Here is a 16,618-nt window from a genome sequence, read left to right as displayed (position 1 = left end):
GCCGCTGCTTCATCGCACCGAGAACGGCGACTGATAGGGCCGGCCGAATGGCACGCCGTTGATCACGGTCTGAGCCGGCTTCAGCTGCAGCTTGCCCTCGCGCCTGTTGCCTCGCGTGTCCAGAAAGCTGGCGGGCCCTTCGACCAGATCCATGATCGCGATATCGGCCGGCGCGCCCACCTGCAAGGTGCCCAGCTTGGGCGTCCGGCTGATGATCTTGGCCGGCGCCGAGGTTGCCATGCTCACCACCTGCTCCAGGGAGAATCCCATCGCCATGAATTTTCCCATGACGTTGGGCAGGAACGGCATGCCCGGCGAATTGCCCGAGAATACATGGATGTCCGAGGAGATGACATCGGGCCCGCAACCGCCGGGGATCGCCACCTCGGCCACCGTGAAGTCGAAGCTGCCGCCGCCATGACCGACATCGAACAGCACGCCGCGCTGCTTGGCGGCGAGCGCCGCCGGCAGCAGCTTGCCGTCCTGGACGATGTTGGTGAAGGCGCCCCCGATGTTCGGCGCGCCGGAATAGGCATGGGTCAGGACATCGCCGGGCCGCAACAGGTCCAGGATCTGGGACATCAGCTCGGCGGTCTCGACGCCCCCGATATGCACCATCATCCGCGCCGGCCAGCCACATAGCTCACAGGCCTTGATGGCGCGCTTCAACGGCTCGAGCCCGTGCTTGAAGATCACGTTCTCGGACATCCGAACCTTGACCCCGAGCAGGAAGTCCGGGTTCTCGGCCAGCGCCATGGCGCAGGCATCCACCTGCGCATTGTCGATGTTGTAGAGCTCGGCGACCGGAAACGCCGACAGGCCGTTGTTGGCGATATGGATGAAGGCGTAGATGCGTGCGCGCGACTGCGCGGCGATGAAGCGGCGCAGCGCGGCCACATTGTTCACCCCGGCGTCGCCCGCCGAGACCACCGTCGTGGTACCCTGGAACTGTACCAGCTCGTCCGGCGGAATCCCGATCGCCGAACCATAGGGATAGACATGACTGTGAAGGTCGATGAGGCCCGGCATCACCAGCCGGCCGGCGGCATCGATCGACCGTAGCGCCCGGTCGGCAGCAATCTCCGGCTCGATCGCCTCGACAACCCCCCAGCGGATTCCGACGTCCCGCTTGCCGCGCAGGGACTGGCTTGGATCGATCACGTCGCCTCCCTTGATGAGGAGGTCGAACTTGTCGGCCGGGCCCATGGCGGCATGAGCAGGCCTCGACATCGCGGCCATGGCGGCCGCTCCGGACGACAGCAGGAAATTGCGGCGCGACAGCGCGGACATGTTCAGCCTCCCCAAGCTTGTTTGTAGTTGCCGAGAGCATGCGCCTCGCCCTCTGGTCCAGCAAGGCCGGCTGGAAAAGATTGAGACTTTGTGTCAACCGTTCCAGCTCAGGTCTGACGTTGCGCAGTTGACGCAGTGCATTAAGATGTCCCGGCAGTCATCTCCGCGAGACCGCATGACATCGATCTTCCGCCCGCTCCTTGCGATCATCCTCCTCGCATCATCATTCGCGTCCGCTGCTTCGGCCGATGATGCCGTCGACGCCGCGCGGGCTTGGGGCTTGATCGGGACCTGGGCGGCCGATTGCAGCGCGCCGGCCGTCAAGGGCCGCGGCGCCATCATCTCCTACGAAGTCACGTCCGATGGCCAGCTGATCTATCGCCGCGATCATGATCCGTCCGACATCAACGAGGTGGCCAGCGCGCGCATCGAGCCCGACCAGACTCTGGTGCTCTCGATCGTGCTGCCGAAGGCGCGGCAGACGCGCGAGAACGGCATCGTGAGGACATCGGACGGCGGCATTCGCTCGCTGTTCAATCGCGGCGAGGACGGCAGCTACACCATTCGCGAGGCGCGGTTCGTCGCCAATGGCAGGCCGACTCCGGCTCTCAGAAAGTGCGACTGACCGGGACAAAAGTCGCGCCAGGCCAGCACGGCGCTCGTGCCTCAAACGAAATCTGAACGTACATTCAGCAACTTCGTAGAAGTTCCTGCGGAACGTTCTTGCACACTTCAAGTTGACCTCGCGCAATTCATCCTGGAGGACAACATGAAGAAGCTCGCTCTTGCACTCGCCTCGCTCTCGGTCATCGCGCTGGCGGTGCCGTCGATCGCCAACGCTGAGACCGTCATTATCAAGCGCGGCGGCCACCACCATCACGGCTGGGATCGCTCGCGCGCCGAGTACCGCGTGCATCGCCACGTCGTTCCCCGCTACGTCCGTCCGTATCACCGCCACCACGACCGCACGGTGGTGATCAAGCGCTACTGATCTGCTGCGCAGACAAGGAAATGGCCCCGCATGGGGCCATTTTTCTGTTGATCGCAGCACATGCTCTGCCGACGTCAGCGATCCCAGTCCGGCGCGAAGCCCGGATTGACGAAGCGCCTGTCCTTCGGAAGGGCCGCAATGGCCGCGCGATCGTCATCATCGAGCTGAAGCTTCATCGCATCCCAATTGGCCTGTTGGCTTTCCTTGCGCCCTGCCTTGGGGATTGCCGCCACGCCGTCCTGATCCAACAGCCACTTCAACGCCACCTGGGCGGCGCTCGCATCGTGCTTTCGGCCGATCGACGCCAGCGTCTCGTCGGCGGCGGCCCTCCCCTGCGCGAGCGGACAATAGGCAACAAGGGGAATCGATCGGCTCTTCATGTAGGCCATCAGCTTCGATTGATCGAGCATCACGTGATACTCGACTTGATTGCAGGCGAGCGGCGCCTGGATGTCCTCGACGGCCTGCTTCAGCAGCGCGACCGTGAAGTTGGCGACGCCGATGGCACGGGTGCGGCGCTCCTCCTTCAGCTTCAGCAGCGTGTCCAGCGCGGCCGGAAGATTCATTCCCTTGGCCGGCCAATGGATGAGATAGAGATCGACGAAGTCCAGCCTGAGCTTCTTCAAGCTCGTGTCGAACGCGCGGCGGATCGAGTCCGGGGCGAGATTCTCCGGCCAGACCTTTGTCGTGACATGCAATTCCTCCCGAGCCACCGACGCCGCGGCGAGCGCCGCGCCGATCGCATCCTCGTTGGCGTACATCTCGGCGGTGTCGATGTGACGATAACCGAGCGCGAGCGCGCTCTCGACGGCCTCGCGGCATACCGTGCCCTGCATGCGAAACGTGCCGAGGCCGAGCTTCGGCAGACGGATACCCTGCGTTTCAATGACGTTCATGACTTCTCCTGGAGACGCACCAACCGGCGGCCGAGCGGATGCTGGCGGCAGCCTCGGAACATCAAGACCTTGGCGGGATCGGCTCAGCTTGCCTGCGCGGCGCTTGGCAGTTCAAGCGGGCCGGCATCCGACCTCAATCAAGATATCGGGAGATTGGTTCCGTCTTGGAGGACCAGCATCCGGCTCAACGCCAGCCGCAGATTCCGCCGTTTCCCGGCCGGCAAGGCCAGGTCTGAATCCGCGTGTCCATCGCCTGCGCATCCAGCGGATTGCCGCGCCGCTGCGCGAGCCGGTTGCGGGCCGCGCCGCGCGGCCGCTCCGCCGTCCGTGCGGCATGAGGCCGGCGGGCGAGGTTGGCATGCGGGACGATCGCGGTGATATCCGAATCCACCGGCAGCCGGGACGCGACAGTTGGCCGGTCGGTCCGAGCCTCGATAGGAACGGGCTCGAAATGCGCCTCGGGTCCAAGAGGCTCCGGCGACAAGACGGCCTTCGACAAGTCGAGCCGGAGGAAGTCACCCGGCTGATAGGTACCTGCGATGGATTCCGTTCCCGTGAGCAACACGGCGCAAGTGACCGTGCCGATGAACGCTCTCAAGACCATCCCGTCCTCCCGTCTTCCCACGCAACCTCAATTGCGCGCCCCTGCTGCGAGATCCCCTGGCGACACGGATTGCAACGCCGACCGCCGCAAGCGCTCAGCGCTTTGACCCGCACCGTGATGTTCGTTGATCGCCCGTTATCGGTTAGGAGAAAAAAGCCCAACAACCGCCGGTCGTTCGACGCATCATATCCAAAGTTCCGCCGCCGTCTCTGATGTAGGTCGCGGCGTCGCCTTTTCCAGGCCTTAAACTGCGAGTCACGGTTACCGCTGTGCACGCAAACGGGCGCTTGCGACATAAGTCATACTAATCGGACGATTGGATCTCGATGCGGCAACGCAGCGTCTCAGCTGCTCCCGTTGCGATATGCATAATGCCAGGCTTGGCCACGAACTCCGCATCAAAATCGAGCGGGCTCGCAAATCCGCGCCAAGGCTCGATGCACAGGAACGGCGCGCCGCCCGGCTTCGACCAAATGCCGAGCTCGCGGAAACCGTCCCAGCTGATGTCGAGGGCCGGTCCCCTGCTCCCGACCAGGCGAACCGAGCGGCTCAAGGGCTGATCCAGGATCACGGCATCGTTCTCGAAAAGGCGTTCGTTCAACGACAGCACGCGCCCTTCGATCGGCGAGCGCTCCGGCCGCTCGCACAGCAAGCCACCGGTCAGGCGCCGGACCGGTGCCGGCTCGGGTTCGGCAAAGACCAGGCGATAGCTGTCTTTCGGCTCACCCGGGAGCAACGGCCAGTTGAAGGCGGGATGTGCGCCGAACGAGGGCGGCAGCACCTCCGCGCCGGGGTTGGCGATCCCGACCACCATGTCGAGCGCATCGGCGGTGATCCGGTAGCTCAACGTCAGGCGGAAGGCGAAGGGATAGCGCGCTTGCGTCGTCTGGTTATCGGTCAGTTGCAGTACGCAGGCCTCCGCGCCGCGCTCCAACCACGTGAAGCGCAGGTCACGCGCAAAGCCATGCTGCGTCATCGGATAGGTTCGGCCGCCGTGGTGGAGCTGGTCATTCTTGAGCCGGCCGACGATCGGAAACAGCCAGGGCGCATGACGCGGCCACGCAGCGCCGGCCTGCCAGAGCAACTCCAGATCATTGGCCGTCTTCAGCGAGCACAGCTCGGCACCATCGGCCTTGATCGTCGCAGTGATGCCGCCTGCGCTGATCGTGTGAAGGTCGTCGCTCATCGGTCACCGCCCAGGTCGCAAAAGCGCACGAGGTGATGCCGGATTGCGGCGCCAACGTCCAGAGGCCTGCGATCACCGCTCCCCCACGAGCAGCCGGTATCGGACCTGATCGAGGATGACGGCGAGCACCAGCAGCGAGCCGAGCAGCACCATCTGCATGTAGGAGCCGATCTGCGCGATGTTCATGCCGTTCTGCAAGAGCACGATGAAGAAGCCACCAAGCACGACGTTCTCGACCCGGCCGATGCCGCCATGCAGCGACACGCCGGCGATGACGCAGGCCGCGATCGACTCCAGCGCGATGGTGCCGCCGAGATTGGTCTCACCGGAGCCGACGCGGGCGGTCAGCAGCAGGCCCGCGACGGAAGCCAGCAGCGCGCATAGCGCATAGGCGATGAACAGCACCTTCGTGGTGTTGACGCCGGACAGCCGGGCCGCCTTGGCGTTGCCGCCGACCGCCTGAATGTGCTTGCCGAGCCGAGTGCGGTTCATCACCAGCCAGATCGTGCTGGCCGCCACCACGGCGACCAGCACGGGGACCGGAATGTCGAACACACGTCCGAAGCCGAGGACGTCGCCGAACTCATAGGGCACGCCGGACACCGGCACGCCGCCGGTCAGGAACAGCGCGATGCCGGCGCCGACCGACTGCACGCCCAGCGTCATGATGAAGGGCGAGACGCCGAACACGGCAATTCCAAGCCCGTTGATGCTGCCGATGACGAGCGCCGCCGCAAGCCCGGCGCAGCAGCCGAGCACGATCACCAGCCACAGCATGTCCGGCGGTAGCATATGCGACAGCGTCACCATCGCGAGCGCCGAGACCACAGATGTCAGCGCGATGGCCGTGCCGACCGAGAGGTCGAAGCCGCCGGTGACCAGCGCCAGCATCTGACCGAGCGAGACCAGGATCAGGTAGACCGACTGCCGCGCGACGTTGGTCAGGTTCTGCAGCGCCAAAAATTCCTTGGACACCAGCGAGAACGCGATCAGGGTGGCGACCAGGAAGAACGGCAGCACACCGACACGCAGGAACAGCGCGCGCAGGCCCGTGAGCACCGCATTGGCGCGGCGTGGCGCGGCCGTGTCCTCGGCAATTGTCGTCGTTGGCATGCTCACGCCGCGCTCTCCGTTTCGGCAAAGAAATGTTTCAAGACGTTCTCTTCGGTGATCGCCGCGCCTGACAGCTCGGCCGCGATGCGGCCCTTGGCGAACACCAAAAGCCGATGCGACAGGTTCATCACCTCGGGCAGGTCCGAGGAGATCACGACCACGGCCTTGCCCGCCTCCGCGATGTCCTTGATCAGCTGATACAGCGCCATGCGCGTGCCCATGTCGACGCCGACGGTCGGCTCGTCGAGGATATAGACGTCGCGGTCGTCACCGAAGCCTTTGCCGAACAGCACCTTCTGCTGGTTGCCGCCGGAGAGCTTCGACACCGCGCGATCCATGGCGGACTTGGCAATGCCGACCTTGTCGCCGATCGCGTCCGTCAGCGCTCCGCTGCGCCGCGGCCGCACCAAGCCGAGCGGACCGGCGAAATCGGCGCGATCGAGCAGACTGAGCTCGATATTGGCTCGCGCGCTCGCGGTCATCTGCAGCCCCTCGCTCTTGCGGTCGGACGGCAGGAAGAACACGCCGTCCTCGAGCAGCGCGCGCGTCGAGGCGCCGGTGATGTCGCGGCCCTTCAGCGTGATCTTGCCAGCCTGCAACGGCTGCAGCCCCATCGCCGCGCGCCAGATCCTCGACTTGCCGCTGCCGACGAGGCCGGCGCAGCCGAGCACCTCGCCGGCGCGGACCTCAAGGCTTGCGCCATGGACGCCTGCGGTGCGGATGCCCTGCAGCGTCATGACCACGGCGCCATCGGTACGATGGGCGATCTTCGGATAGACCTGATCGACCGCGCGCCCCGTCATCAGCTCGATCAGCTCGGGCTCGGAGGTGCCACGCGCCGGCACGGTCGCGATCAGGCGACCGTCGCGCAGAACCGAGATACGGTCGGCAATTTTCTGGAATTCCTGGATCCGGTGCGAGATGTAGATGATGCCGACGCCGGAGGCGGCCGCCTTGCCGATGAAGCCGAACAGGCGCTCGGTCTCGCGCTCGGTGAGCGAGGCCGTCGGCTCGTCGAGGATGAGCACGCGGGCATTCGACAGGAAAGCCTTGGCGATCTCCACCATCTGCTGCTGCGCGCGCGACAGGCTGGACGCCGGACGTGTGACGTCGATATCGAAATCGAGCTCGGCAAACAGTTTTCGCGCGCCAGCCAGCATGGCGCGGCGATCCGTCAGCGGCCCTCGCATCAGCTCGCGGCCGAGATACAGATTCTCGAACACCGGCAAGGTGGGCACCAGCGAGAATTCCTGGAACACGGTGCCGATGCCGGCCTTGGCCGCGTCGTGCACCGAATGAAAGCTCACCTCGTTTCCCGCGATGCGGATCGCGCCGGAGGTCGGCCGGAAGACACCGGAGAGAATCGAGATCAAGGTCGACTTGCCGGCGCCGTTCTCGCCGAACAGCACGTGCACCTCGCCGCGCTCGACCTTGAGATGGACACCATTCAGCGCCTTGACGCCGGGAAACTCCTTGGAGATCCCGACCATCTCGACCAGCGGTGCAGCTAGGCTACCCATCATCGGCCTCCCTTGCGATGCGGCCCTGCCCCCGTCAGGGCACAGAGGCAGAGCCGCATCTTTTTCCCCGCTTAGTTGAAGACGGGTTTGAAGCCGTCCGGGGGAAGGATGTTCGCCGGCGGCACCTTGCCGATGTTGGCGGAGTCGACCACGAAGATCTTCGGGCCGACGTGCTTGACGACCTCCTTGCCTTCGAGGATGCGCACGGCCTGGTCGACCGCGATGCGGCCCTGGATGACCATGGAGTCGGCGGGCGCTGCCATGATCAGGCCGCGCTTGATACCCTCATAGACGCCGGGCGTCATGTAGAAGGCGAGCAGGTCGACCTTGCCCTTCAAGCCGCGCTCGCGGATCAGGCCCTGCGCAGCCTCGGCGGTGACCGCCGTGCCGGCGACGTAGCGGATGTTCGGCGCGGCCTGCAGCGCGTCCTCGACCAGCTTGGCCTGCACCTCCTTGCCGGTGTCGCCATATTTCGGCTCCAGCACCTTGATCGCCGAGCCTTTCACCGCGTCCATGAAGCCCTTGTTGGCGGCCTCGACCCAGCCGGCGCCGGCCGGACCCGGGAACCAGCCGACCACGACCTCGGGCGTGCCGGCCGGATGCTTCTTGGCCAGATAGCTGCCGGTCTCCGCGCCCATCGTGTAGAACGACACCAGCGACTTCGCCGAAATATCCGGCGAAGAGATGCCGTTGACGAGGTCGATCACCGGGATCTTCTTCTTGACGATTTCGCCGATTACCTTGTTCAAGCCATCGGCCGAGATCGCGCCGATGATGACCGCGTCAGTGCCTGACGCGACGCAGTCCTCGATCTGCGAGATCTGCTTGTTCAGTTCGGTGTAGCCGCCGGCCTCGACCAGGTTCATCTTGACGCCGAGGCGCTTGGCCTCCTCCGCGACGCCATAGTCGACGCCGAGCCAATAGGCGTCCTTCATGTGCGGGAACGAGACGCACAGCTTCCACGGCTTGGAGGCCTTCTCCAAGGGCACGTATTTCACATCCCACGGCTTGCCGTCAGCCGCGAACGGCGGATCGATCTTCGATGCATCGTAGGGAAACCAGTCGGCGGCATGGGCGCCGGCCGACAGCACCAGCGCAGAGGACGCCAGCAGAACACGAACCAAACTCTTCATTGAACTACCCCTTTGTCATTCAGTCTTGGAAACGCGGCACAGGCCCGCCGCACCGAAATGCGATCAGGCCAATGCCTCCCGGATCTTCTGCAGAAGAGCTTTGCGATCGGCGCGCGCGGCGAGCGCGCCATCCATGTCGATCTCGACGAAACGCGTCGGCATGTTCGGCTGCAATTGGCCGATCAGGTCCATGTCGGCCGAGATGACCGTGCCGACCATGAAGTAGCCGCCGCCGGAGACGGCATCGCGATGCAGGATGATCGGCTCCTTGCCGCCGGGCACCTGGATCGAGCCGTAGGGATAGCAGCTGTCGACGATGTTGGAGGGATCGGAGCCGGCCCCGAAGGGCTGCTCGCGCTCGACGAATTTCAGCGCCTGGCCGCCGCGGAAGCGATAGCCCATGCGGTCGGCCTCCGGCGCGACCTTCCACTGGTCGGCGAAGAAGCTGGCTTGCGACTCCGGCAGGATGCGATGCCAATAGAGCCCCGGCAGCACGCGCAGCTCGGCCGGGTGGCCCGGCTTGCGGCGCAGTGCGTCCCGCACGCTCAAGCCAGCCTTGCTGCTGCTGGCGGCACCGACCGGCAATTCATCGCCGGCCGCGATCGCGCGGCCCTTGAAGCCGCCGAGCGCGCCGATCGGATAGGTCGAGCGGCTGCCGAGCGCGAGCGGCACATCGATGCCGCCTGAGACCGCGATGATGATGCGCGCGCCGCTCTTCAGATAGTCGAAGCTGAGCACCTGTCCGGCCTTGACCTCGAGCGCTGTCCAGCCCGGCTGCTCGACGCCGTCGAGCTTGATCGGCATCTCGGCGCCAGTGACGGCGATGCGCGCCGGCGCGGTGAATTCCAACTGCGGCCCGATGAACACGGCTTCGAGGCATGCAGCGCCTTCGTCATTGCCGACCAGCAGGTTCGCGGCGCGCAAGGCGAGCCGATCCATCGCGCCGCCGACGGGAATGCCGAGATGGAAATAGCCGGGGCGGCCGAGGTCCTGCACGGTCGTCGACAGGCCCGGATGAAGCACCTTGATGGTCATGCCAGCGCTCCCTGAAGCTTGGCGTTGTAGCCGGTCATGTCCTTCTGGAAATCGCGGAAGTCGAAGGTGACGTCGCGAATGATCGGTGCGAAGCGGCCGGAGGCGACCTCGCCCAGTGCGTGGTCGTATTCGTCCTGCTGGATCGGCTTGAACTTGACGATGTCGCCGGGCCGGAAGAACACCATGAAATCGCGCAAATAGGAGATGCTCTGCTCGGGATCGAAGATCGGCATCGGCGTGATGCCGAACATCTGGTAGCCGCCGGCGCCACGCACCGAGTAGATGCAGGAGAAGCAGCCGCCATGACCGATCGTCAGCTTCGGCGTATCGGTGCGCGGGCGCAGATATTTCGGCACCTGGAGCTGCTTGGCGCGCTCGACCATCTGGTACATGAACGGCAGACCGGCGACGAAGCCGACCATCGAGACGAACCAGGGCGAGCCGCTATGCGCCTTGATGAAGGCGTCGACATCGGCGAGGCCGTTGACGCGCGCGGCATATTCGAGGTCGGTCGCGGTCGGGTCCTGGTGCCGCTCGCGGAAGCGCATCAAGGTCTCGTGCGTCCACGGGTCCTGGTAGAACACGGGGATTTCGATGATGCGGGTCCTGATGACCGGCTCCGTCTTGGCCGCCGCGCTCTCGATACCCTGCACCTCTTTGAGGATGTCGTTCGGCTTGATCACATCGGGATCGAACTTGATCTGGAACGACGCATTGGCCGGGCAGATCTCCGTGACGCCCTTGATGCCGGCGTCGCGGATCGCATTCGTCATCGACAGGCTCTTGAAGAAGGCATCGAGCGACATCGCCTCGTCGCATTCGACGAAGAGATGCTCGTCCCCCCCGAACGAGTAGCGGGTGGTCATCAGGCGTCCTCCCTGGCGCGGGCCAGCTGCGCGAAATCGGATTCGAGCCATGGCTCGAGGAAGCGGGTGTGGGTGCGTCCGTCAGCGACGCTTGCATCACGTGCCAGCGCAGCATGCAGCGGAATGGTGGTCGGGATGCCGGTGATCACGAGACCATCGAGCGCCTCGCGCAGCCGCGCCAGGCAGTCGGCGCGGGTCTCGCCCCGCAAGATCAGCTTGCCGAGCAGCGAGTCGTAGAACGGCGGCACGGCATAGCCTTCGAACAGCAAGGTGTCGAAGCGGATGCCCTCGCCCTCGGGCACGACGAGCCGTTCGATCGTGCCGGGCGCGGGCATGAAATTCTTGTGCGGATCCTCGGCATTGATCCGGCACTCGATCGCGTGGCCCTGGATGCGCACGTCGTCCTGCGTCACCGAGAGCTTGGCGCCGCCGGCGATCTTCAGCATCTCCTGCACCAGGTCGATGCCGGTGATCATCTCGGTGACGGGATGCTCGACCTGGATGCGGGTGTTGACCTCGATGAAGTAGAATTCGTTGGTCGCATCGTCGTAGAGATATTCGACCGTGCCGGCACCGCTGTAGCCGACGGCGCGGCCGAGCGCGACGGCGCTGGCGCAGAGCCGCTGGCGGACGTCGTCCGGAAGCCCTACCGCGGGCGCCTCCTCCCAGACCTTCTGCCGCCGCCGCTGCAGCGAGCATTCGCGCTCGTAGCAATGCACGACGTTGTCGCCGTCACCGAGGATCTGCACCTCGACATGGCGCGCGCGCTCGATCACCTTCTCGATGTACAGCCCGCCGTCGCCGAATGCCGCCGCGGCTTCGCTGGAGGCCTGCGGAAACTGCCGGGCGAACTCCTCCGCATCGCCGACGATGCGGATGCCGCGCCCGCCGCCGCCGGCGGCCGCCTTGATCATCACGGGAAAGCCGATCCGCGCCGCGATCGCGATGGCCTCATCGAGATCGGTGACGCGGCCGTCGGAGCCCGGCACGGTCGGCACGCCGGCGAGCGCCGCGACCTGGCGCGCCATCACCTTGTCGCCGAGCAGCCGGATCGCCTCAGCGCTCGGGCCGACGAAGACGATGCCGGCCGCGGACACGGCGTCGGCGAACTCGGCATTCTCGGCGAGGAAGCCGTAGCCGGGATGCACGGCGTCGACCTCGGACGCCTTGGCCGCGTTCACCACGGCCTCGATGTTCAGATAGGACTTCTTCGCCGCCGGCGGTCCGATCTCGACCGTCTCGTCAGCGAGCTGCGCCGCCAGCGATTCCTTGTCCGCGATGCTGTGCGCAAGCACGGTGCGCAGGCCCAGCGCCTTCGCCGCGCGGATGATCCGCACCGCGATCTCGCCCCGGTTGGCGATCAGGACCGAGCGCAAGGTCATGCCTCGACCTCAGCGATCACCTGGCCAGCCATAACCGCATCCGCGTCATCGACAGAGAAGCGAATGTTGCTGCCGGCAACGCCGGCCTTGACCTCGTGGAACGACTTCATCACCTCGACGAGGCCGATCACGTCGTCAGCAGCGACCGTATCGCCGTCCTTCTTGAACGGCGCGCTCTCCGGCGAGGGCTTGCGATAGAACACGCCAGGCAGCGGGGACTTGATCTCAGTGCTCATGGGTCAGGCTTCGCTTTGCGGTTTCTGGGGAACGATGTCGGACGGCGGCGCGATGCGGATGCCGTTGGCAATCAGCGTCTGGCGCATCGCGCTGGCGATCTCGTAGGCGCCGGGCGTATCCGAATGGAAGCAGATCGACTCGAATTCGATGTCGATGTCGTCGCCCTCGATGGTGCGGACCTTGCCGGTCTGGCATGCCCGCAGCACCTTGTCGGCAACGCCCTGCGGATCGAGCCTCTTGCCGTGGCGGGTGAAGACGATCGAGCCGGAGCGGTCGTAGTCGCGGTCGGCGTAGAACTCGCGGATGACGGGCTGCCCCGCTTCGACGGCGACGCGATAGGTCACCGAAATGTCCATGCAGAACACGAAGGAGTTCGGCGCCACCGTGCGCATCAGCTTGATGAAGGAGCGCGACAGCTGCTCGTTGGCGGCGAGCTCCATGTAGAGCGCGCCGTGCGGCTTGACGTGCTGCAAGGTGCCGCCATGGCGGCGGGCGAACTCACGGATGGCGCCGACCTGGTAGACGATGTCGTTGATCAGCTCATCGGCCGAGCCGTCGATGCGCCGGCGGCCAAAGCCTTGCAGATCGCGATAGCCGGGATGCGCGCCGATGCCGACGCCGTGCTGGGTCGCGAGCCGAACCGTGGCGTCCATCAGGTTGGGATCGCCGGCGTGGAAGCCGGCGGCGATGTTCGCCGAGCTGATCAGCTCCATCAGCTTGGCGTCCTCGGCATCGCTCAGCCGCCAGGAGCCGAACGCTTCGCCCAGGTCGCAATTGATATCGACAGTCTTCAGCGGCACGGATGCTCCCCTCACCTGGCGCCGCCCGTTCGCGAGAGATGTGCGACGGGGCGGCGGAAGGGGACGTTAGGGGCACGAACTTCCATTGAAAATTATTATTGTTGGAAAATTATTATCTCTTTTTTAGATAGCCCATTGAACACGCTTTACATGCCGCATCCTTCCAAGACATTGTTTTATATGGGTTAATGTTGCCGCCTGTTTGCAGTGCAGCCTGCCCAAGGAATATTCGATTTGCTTTTTAAGATAAAAGATGGCTGCATATTCTGATCTATGAATGGAGAATTGGGTGGCCATCAGCCTGCGCCAGATCCGCTATTTCGTCGCCACCGCCGAGCAGGGCCAGATCACCCAGGCCGCCTCGGCGCTGTCGATCTCGCAATCGGCGATCACCACCTCGATCAAGGAGCTCGAGGAGATCGTCGGCGCCGAACTGTTCAACCGCTCGCCGCAGGGGATGGAGCTGACGCCGATCGGCCGGCAATTCCTGTTTCACGCTTACGACATCCTCAACAAGGTGGAGGAAGCGACCTCGCTGCGCGTGCCCGCCGGCGACGTCGAAGGCAGCCTGACGCTCGCGGCGACCTACACCGTGATCGGATACTTCCTGCCCAATCATCTCGAGCGGCTGAAGCGGCACTATCCGCGGCTCAACATCCAGCTGTTCGAGCTGACGCGCGAGGCGATCGAGGAAGGACTGCTGTCGAACCGCTACGACATCGCGGTGCTGCTGACGTCGAACGTACAGAACCCCGATCTCACCATGGAGACGCTGATCGGCTCGCGACGACGACTCTGGGTGCCGTCGAAGCATCGGCTGCTGCAGCGCGAATCCGTGTCGTTGCGGGACGTTGCCGACGAGCCCTACATCATGCTGACGGTCGACGAGGCCGCGCACACCTCGCTCAAATACTGGAACAAGACCGCATTTCAACCGAACGTCGTGCTGCGGACGTCCTCGGTCGAGGCCGTACGTTCCATGGTCGCCAACGGCCAGGGTGTCGCCATCCTCTCCGACATGGTGCTGCGTCCATGGTCGCTGGAGGGCCGCCGGATCGAGACGATCGTGCTCAGCGATCCCGTCCCGGCGATGGATGTCGGCCTCGCCTGGCGGCGAAACATCGAGTTCACGCCGGCCATGGAGGTGTTCCGCTCCTACTTCCGCCAGGCGTTCTACATCCCGACGCTGCGATAGATGCGGCGATCGAAGCCGTCTGCAGCGTAGGCAACCCGCGCCTCATCTTCGTGCAAGTCCGCCGCTTGCCGCTCCCATTCATTCGTGTACGAATGACCAAAACCGGCTTGATGCTGCGCCGCGTGCAGGCGCAAACTGCCGCAAAACGCTTCGACAGAGAAGGACATCCCGATGGCCCATGACGCGCCGCAAGCAACCGGTCCCAGCAAGCTGGTCATCCGCAACATCGGTCTGATGCTGTCGGGCGCGCTGGAACGGCCGATCCTGGATGCCGACACCATCGTGGCCGAGAACGGCAAGATCACCGCGATCGGCCGGTACAAGGACGTGGACACCTCCGGCGCGACAACAATCGTGAATGCCCACGGCACCACGGTCGCGCCGGGCCTGATCGACAGCCACGTCCATCCCGTCGCCGGCGACTGGACGCCGCGGCAGAACCAGAGCAACTGGATAGATTCCTACCTGCATGGCGGCGTCACCACCATGATCTCGGCCGGTGAGGTGCACATGCCCGGCCGCCCGCGCGACGTCGTCGGCCTAAAGGCCATGGCGATCTTCGCGCAGCGCGCGTTCTGGACGCTGCGTCCCGGCGGGGTGAAGGTGCATGCCGGCGCGCCGGTGATCGAATGCGAGATGGTCGAGGACGACTTCAAGGAGCTCGCCGCGGCCGGCGTCAAGCTGCTCGGCGAGGTCGGCCTCGGCGGCGTCAAGGACGGCCCGACCGCGCGCAAGATGGTCGGCTGGGCGCGCAAATATGGCATCCAGAGCACGATCCACACCGGCGGTCCGTCGATCCCCGGCTCCGGCCTGATCGACAAGGACGTCGTGCTGGAAGCCGGCACCGACGTCATCGGCCATATCAATGGCGGCCACACCGCCCTGCCCGACGATCAGATCCGCTGCATCTGCGAGGGCTGCAAGGCCGGCCTCGAGCTGGTGCACAACGGCAATGAGCGCTCGGCGCTGTTCACCCTGCGCACCGCGCGCGAGATGAACGAGCTCAACCGCGTCATCCTCGGCACCGACGCGCCCGCCGGCTCCGGCGTGCAGCCGCTCGGCATCCTTCGCATGGTGTCGCTGCTGTCGTCGCTCGGCGACATCCCGGCCGAGATCGCCTTCTGCTTCGCCACCGGCAACACCGCGCGAATGCGCGAGCTCGATTGCGGCCTGATCGAGGTCGGCCGCTCCGCAGACTTCGTCATCATGGACAAGGCGCAGCATTCGCCGGCGAACACCCTGCTCGACAGCGTCCAGCTCGGCGACCTCCCGGGCATCGGCATGACCATCATCGACGGCATCGTCCGCACCCAGCGCAGCCGCAACACGCCACCGGCGACGAAGATCCCGGAGATCGTGGCGAAGTAGGTCGCCGATCGCTGCGCCGTCTATGTGGGTGCGGCGGTGAGTGTGCCCAGCTCGCTCACACCAACGGTGTCGTCCCGGCCTTGAGCCGGGACCCATACTCCGCGGCGGTCGTGGTGGGCGCGATGTCAACGACGCGCCTGCCCCAAGCTACACTCTGTGGCTCTGGGTCCCGGCTCAAAGCCGGGACGACGGCAGAGTTTGCCGCTCCTGCATCCTCAATCTCAAATGATGTGAGTGCGCGTAACCATCGCCTCACCGTCATTGCGAGCGCAGCGAAGCAATCCAGAGTCGTGTGTGACGACCTGGATTGCTTCGCTGCGCTCGCAATGACGCGGTTAGTCTGGTTGCTACCGCGAACCAAAACCGTAGGGTGGGCAAAGCGACGCCGTCAGGCGGCGCGTGCCCACCGTTTGCAGAGGTGGTCTTGGTGAGAATGGTGGGCACGCTTCGCTTTGCCCACCCTACGAGAGCTGCCCGCTGGACTACCGCAGCCGGCTCAACAGCGACAGCAGCGTCTCGCGCTCTTTCGCATCCAGCGGCGCGAGCGTTTCCTTCGAAATCGCGAGCGCCAGCGGCGCGGTCTTCTCGGCAAGCTGCTGGCCCGCACGGGTCAAGCTCACCAGCAGCCGCCGGCCGTCCTGCGGATCCGCGCTGGTCTCCGTGAGGCCGCGCGCTGTCAGCCGATCGATGACGCCCTTGATCGTGGCAACATCCATCGCCGTCAATCGGCCGAGCTGGTTCTGCGAACACGGCCCGGTCTCGACCAGCTTCGACAGCGCCGCCCATTGAGTCGGCGTCAGGTTGCTGCCGATGTCGCGGGCGAAGATCATGGTGTGGCGCTGCCAGACCTGGCGCAGGATGAAGCCGATCTGGTCGTCCAGCACGTAGGTCGATTTCGCCGGCTTGGCGGCCGCCTTCGCGGCCGCTTTCGCCGCCGGCTTCGATGCAGCCTTGGTCGCTTTTGTCGATCGCTTCAGCGCGGCCGTCTTCGCCATTGAGTCC

General features: G+C 65.1%; 18 protein-coding genes. 4 read left to right on the top strand and 14 right to left on the bottom strand.

The features are described 5' to 3' along the window. Positions 1-9: 9 nt before the first annotated feature. Positions 10-1,290: an amidohydrolase family protein gene (locus tag HL666_RS04300; protein ID WP_172180074.1), complete on the bottom strand. Its 1,281-nt coding sequence runs from the start codon at positions 1,288-1,290 to the stop codon at positions 10-12. Positions 1,291-1,465: 175 nt separating this feature from the next. On the opposite strand from HL666_RS04300, the gene HL666_RS04295 reads away from it, so the two are divergent. Continuing rightward, positions 1,466-1,915 carry a hypothetical protein gene (locus tag HL666_RS04295; protein ID WP_172110687.1) on the top strand — a complete coding sequence of 150 codons (450 nt, stop codon included), beginning with the start codon at positions 1,466-1,468 and terminating at the stop codon, positions 1,913-1,915. 144 nt (positions 1,916-2,059) lie between these two features. Next, on the top strand, positions 2,060-2,281 hold the full coding sequence (locus HL666_RS04290; protein ID WP_172110688.1) for a hypothetical protein: 222 nt from the start codon (positions 2,060-2,062) through the stop codon (positions 2,279-2,281). Between the two features lie 74 nt (positions 2,282-2,355). Here the strand turns inward: HL666_RS04290 and HL666_RS04285 are convergent, their stop codons facing one another. From HL666_RS04285 to HL666_RS04235, 11 genes are all read right to left on the bottom strand, one after another. Further along, positions 2,356-3,177, bottom strand: coding sequence for an aldo/keto reductase (locus tag HL666_RS04285; RefSeq protein ID WP_172180072.1), 822 nt, complete (start codon positions 3,175-3,177; stop codon positions 2,356-2,358). A 184-nt stretch (positions 3,178-3,361) separates the two neighbouring features. Further along, the gene (locus HL666_RS04280) at positions 3,362-3,781 is read right to left on the bottom strand and encodes a hypothetical protein (RefSeq protein WP_172133308.1); all 420 of its coding nucleotides are present in this window, start codon (positions 3,779-3,781) and stop codon (positions 3,362-3,364) included. 304 nt (positions 3,782-4,085) lie between these two features. Beyond that, positions 4,086-4,967 (bottom strand): aldose 1-epimerase family protein, encoded by an 882-nt coding sequence (locus HL666_RS04275; RefSeq protein ID WP_172180070.1) that lies wholly within the window; start codon positions 4,965-4,967, stop codon positions 4,086-4,088. Positions 4,968-5,039: 72 nt separating this feature from the next. Then, positions 5,040-6,086 carry an ABC transporter permease gene (locus HL666_RS04270; protein WP_172180068.1) on the bottom strand — a complete coding sequence of 349 codons (1,047 nt, stop codon included), beginning with the start codon at positions 6,084-6,086 and terminating at the stop codon, positions 5,040-5,042. Beyond that, complete coding sequence (locus tag HL666_RS04265) at positions 6,083-7,600, bottom strand: sugar ABC transporter ATP-binding protein (RefSeq protein ID WP_172180066.1); 1,518 nt, start codon at positions 7,598-7,600, stop codon at positions 6,083-6,085. Before HL666_RS04265 ends, HL666_RS04270 begins: the two co-directional genes overlap by 4 nt. A gap of 71 nt (positions 7,601-7,671) precedes the next feature. Beyond that, a complete protein-coding gene (gene torT / locus HL666_RS04260; RefSeq protein ID WP_172180064.1) occupies positions 7,672-8,733 on the bottom strand; it encodes a TMAO reductase system periplasmic protein TorT in 1,062 nt (353 codons plus the stop codon). Between the two features lie 63 nt (positions 8,734-8,796). Beyond that, the gene (locus tag HL666_RS04255) at positions 8,797-9,768 is read right to left on the bottom strand and encodes a 5-oxoprolinase subunit C family protein (RefSeq protein ID WP_172180062.1); all 972 of its coding nucleotides are present in this window, start codon (positions 9,766-9,768) and stop codon (positions 8,797-8,799) included. Next, positions 9,765-10,634 carry a 5-oxoprolinase subunit B family protein gene (locus HL666_RS04250; RefSeq protein WP_172180060.1) on the bottom strand — a complete coding sequence of 290 codons (870 nt, stop codon included), beginning with the start codon at positions 10,632-10,634 and terminating at the stop codon, positions 9,765-9,767. Before HL666_RS04250 ends, HL666_RS04255 begins: the two co-directional genes overlap by 4 nt. Further along, positions 10,634-12,016, bottom strand: a complete 1,383-nt coding sequence (locus tag HL666_RS04245; RefSeq protein ID WP_172180058.1) for an acetyl-CoA carboxylase biotin carboxylase subunit — start codon at positions 12,014-12,016, stop codon at positions 10,634-10,636. The genes HL666_RS04250 and HL666_RS04245 overlap by 1 nt, the downstream gene beginning before the upstream one ends. After that, complete coding sequence (locus HL666_RS04240; RefSeq protein WP_172180056.1) at positions 12,013-12,252, bottom strand: acetyl-CoA carboxylase; 240 nt, start codon at positions 12,250-12,252, stop codon at positions 12,013-12,015. The genes HL666_RS04245 and HL666_RS04240 overlap by 4 nt, the downstream gene beginning before the upstream one ends. Positions 12,253-12,255: 3 nt before the next feature. After that, entirely contained in the window at positions 12,256-13,053 is a 798-nt protein-coding gene (locus HL666_RS04235; RefSeq protein WP_311975690.1) for a 5-oxoprolinase subunit PxpA, read from the bottom strand. 289 nt (positions 13,054-13,342) lie between these two features. On the opposite strand from HL666_RS04235, the gene HL666_RS04230 reads away from it, so the two are divergent. Next, positions 13,343-14,248 carry a LysR family transcriptional regulator gene (locus HL666_RS04230; protein WP_172180054.1) on the top strand — a complete coding sequence of 302 codons (906 nt, stop codon included), beginning with the start codon at positions 13,343-13,345 and terminating at the stop codon, positions 14,246-14,248. Here HL666_RS04230 and HL666_RS04225 read toward each other — a convergent pair. Next, positions 14,227-14,415 carry a hypothetical protein gene (locus tag HL666_RS04225; protein WP_172180052.1) on the bottom strand — a complete coding sequence of 63 codons (189 nt, stop codon included), beginning with the start codon at positions 14,413-14,415 and terminating at the stop codon, positions 14,227-14,229. The two genes, HL666_RS04230 and HL666_RS04225, sit on opposite strands and share 22 nt — an antisense overlap. A 4-nt stretch (positions 14,416-14,419) precedes the next feature. Between HL666_RS04225 and HL666_RS04220 the strand changes: the two genes are divergently transcribed. After that, positions 14,420-15,616, top strand: coding sequence for an amidohydrolase family protein (locus HL666_RS04220; protein WP_172180050.1), 1,197 nt, complete (start codon positions 14,420-14,422; stop codon positions 15,614-15,616). Between the two features lie 482 nt (positions 15,617-16,098). Here HL666_RS04220 and HL666_RS04215 read toward each other — a convergent pair whose 3' ends face one another. Then, a complete protein-coding gene (locus tag HL666_RS04215) occupies positions 16,099-16,611 on the bottom strand; it encodes a MarR family winged helix-turn-helix transcriptional regulator (RefSeq protein ID WP_172180048.1) in 513 nt (170 codons plus the stop codon). Between the last annotated feature and the right edge of the window lie 7 nt (positions 16,612-16,618).

This window comes from Bradyrhizobium aeschynomenes, from assembly GCF_013178945.1.
In the GTDB taxonomy this organism is placed as follows: Bacteria; Pseudomonadota; Alphaproteobacteria; order Rhizobiales; family Xanthobacteraceae; genus Bradyrhizobium; species Bradyrhizobium aeschynomenes.
This window is presented reverse-complemented; position numbering and strand designations above follow the sequence as displayed.